The organism is Holdemania filiformis DSM 12042 (assembly GCF_000157995.1).
GTDB classification, from domain to species: Bacteria; Bacillota_I; Bacilli_A; order Erysipelotrichales; family Erysipelotrichaceae; genus Holdemania; species Holdemania filiformis.
The window spans coordinates 72,348-75,180 of sequence record NZ_GG657552.1; the positions used below are offsets into that span (position 1 = coordinate 72,348).

2 protein-coding genes are annotated in these 2,833 nt (G+C 55.2%); both read left to right on the top strand.

Features of this window, described 5'->3' with window-relative positions; translation table 11 throughout:
• Nucleotides 1-42: 42 nt before the first annotated feature.
• Nucleotides 43-2,046: a BglG family transcription antiterminator gene (locus HOLDEFILI_RS01205; RefSeq protein ID WP_006057499.1), complete on the top strand. Its 2,004-nt coding sequence runs from the start codon at nucleotides 43-45 to the stop codon at nucleotides 2,044-2,046.
• Nucleotides 2,047-2,290: 244 nt separating this feature from the next.
• A complete protein-coding gene (locus HOLDEFILI_RS01210) occupies nucleotides 2,291-2,782 on the top strand; it encodes a PTS sugar transporter subunit IIB (RefSeq protein WP_006057500.1) in 492 nt (163 codons plus the stop codon).
• Nucleotides 2,783-2,833 lie beyond the last annotated feature (51 nt).

Here is a 2,833-nt window from a genome sequence, read left to right on the forward strand (position 1 = left end):
CTGAGCGGCGGCGCGTTTTGAAACGAAAGGGGAATCAATTTTATGGCGGTGGTGAAGAACCGGCTGTTATTAATGCTTTATCTGCTGGATAACAGCGATCAGCCGCTGCAGGCCAGGCAGCTGGCGGCGATGGCCGGCGTCAGCGAACGCACGGTGAAAAATGATATGGCGGAGCTGCGCGAGCTGGCGCAGGCCAGCGGCGTTGAAATTCTGACCCGCAAAGGCAAGGGCTATTTGCTTCAGGTTCTGGATCATGCGGTGTACGATCCGGTCCGCGAACAGCTTCAGATCCGTTTCAGCACGATGAACTACACCAAAAGTGAAATTGTCGGCCGCACCAACGATATTGTCCGCCGGCTGATCGTCGCACCCCGCTATCTGACCTTCGACGCGATTTCCGACCAGCTCTTTTTGTCGCGGCGCACGCTGCAGGCACAGCTGCGGGAAGTCCGCCAATGTTTGGAAGCGTTCGGGCTGGCGCTGCAGTCCCGGCCGAAGTACGGCGTCAAGGTCACCGGCGAGGAATTTCAGCGCCGGCTGTGCATGCTTGAACTGTATGAAATCCATTATTATAAAGCGGTTTCGTTTTTGAATTACGATGAATACGTGCAGTATTTTGACGTGGATGAAGAGGAACGCAACGAGATCCGGCATATTTTCCTGCGCGTGCTGCGGGAGAGCGGGATCGCGATCAGCGACACCTACACCAACCGCATTGCCTGGTATCTGGTGCTGGCGCGCAACCGCATCAAGGCCGGGTTTGGCGTAACGAGGAACGAAGCGAAAATGACCTATGTGCGCACCTTCGGCGAGGCACGGATCGCGGCGGACATCGTCGCCGCGCTGCAGGATGTTTACCCGGGCTTTGAGCTGCCTGAGGAGGAGGTGCTGGCGATCGCGGAGATCCTGCTCTGCTGGAACGATCCGATCGATCATCCGCAGCTGCCCCAGCGGTATCCCGGTTGTTATCAGCTGGCCTGCGAGCTGGCGGGGAAGATCGCGCAAGGCTTGAAAACGAGCTGGGGCGTGGATCTCGCGGCGCTGCCGGATTACGGCCGCGTGATGATTCCGGGCCTGATCCCGCTGTTGTTCTGCGATTCGCTCAACTTCCGCTATTCCATCCTCGGCTCGCATGTCGACAACAACGGCATTCGCTACTCTCCCGTTTGCGAAGCACTGGCGGTCAGCGCCGCGCAGATTCTGGAAAGCCATCTGTCCGTGCCGATTACCGATATGGAGGTCAACATGCTTGCGGTGCGCTTTTTCACGCTGATCGACACCGTGCCTTATCCGTATAAGAAACGCCGCGTTCTGATCTGCAGCCGCAACGGCCGGATGGCCTCGGAGATTATCCGCAGCCGCCTGCTGCGCCGGTTCCGGAAGCGCTGGTTTGAAACGGTCGACATCTATGAATTCTATGAGGTGCGCGGGCTCGATCAAAGTCAATATGACTGCCTGCTGCTGAACTTTCCATCTTATAGTTACCGCTATACCATTCCCTACATGGTGATCAACCAGATTCCGGAAGCACGCGAATTCAATCAGTTTTTCAACACGGTAATCATGGACGGCTATCAGCTGCAGCCGCTGCTCGATCAGTTCGGCTGGGATGCCGCCAGCTTTTATCCGGAATTTGAATACGACGGCAAGGAAGCCTTCATCCATCTGATCAGCTACAAAAACGGCCGCGATTACTACGCCGTGCAGAAAATGGAGGAAGAACTGACGCGGGTGCGCGATTTCCGCGTAGTGCACCAGACCGTGATCATCGTCCAAAGCCGCCAGTACACCCGCCGCAACAGCTTTGAGATCTATCGGTTAAGCAAACCGGGCGTGTGGGAAAAGAAAGAGATCCGGTATCTGATTTACATCACCGCCGATTTCGCCGCGGGTTTGCAAAGCTTACGGTTTCTCGATCAGGCCGCGCACCAGCTGGCGGTCGATCAGGAAAACATCGAAGCTTTGTTGGAAAAACAGGATTTAAGTCTGTTGATCGACGCGGTGAAGCGCTGTCTGCAGGCCGGCGGCGGGATGTTTGAAGTGTAAAAAATAAAAACGGCGCAAAAAATTACCTCTGACTAAGGGCAAATGATGAACATTGCCCTTTTTTTGTCCTGTTTTTCCATGAGGTAATTCATTCTGAAAGCGCTTATAATCCAATTGTAAAGATAAACGCGCGCTTATCTTCGCAGCGGAATGTCAGGCTTGGCTCGCCTGGAATCCGCTGCTCTGCAGTTCATACGTCCGGGGACAGGCCAACCGTTCTTTCCCGGAAAAGAGGAGGAGTTCCATGATCAAAATGTTCCGGATCGACGAACGGCTGATTCACGGCCAGATCGCGATCAAATGGTCGCGGCACACCGGCGTCGATCACATCGTCGTCGGCAACGATGCCGCCGCCAACAGTCCGATTATTCAGAAAAGCTTGAAAATGGCCGCGCCGGCCGGCATTAAAACCGCGATCCGCGGCGTGGACGACGCGATCGCTCTGTTGAACGACCCGCGCTGCGAGAGTATGAAAATCCTGATGCTGGTCAACAGTCCCGAGGATGCCGAGCGCGTTGTCGCGGCTGTCAGCGGCATCCCGTACATCAACATCGGCAACTATGGCCGGATCGCTCCGGAAAAACCGGGCATGCCGCGCAAGCGTTATGGCAACAACATCTATTGCGACGAGGTGGAAGTGGAGAGCTTCAAGCATCTGATCGCGACCGGCTTGAAATGTATCTATCAGACGACTCCGGAGGAGCCGGCCGAGGATATTACCAACCTGTTTAAATAAGAGGAGGAAAAAAGGATGATTCAAAGTGCGTTATTAGTCATGCTTGCATGG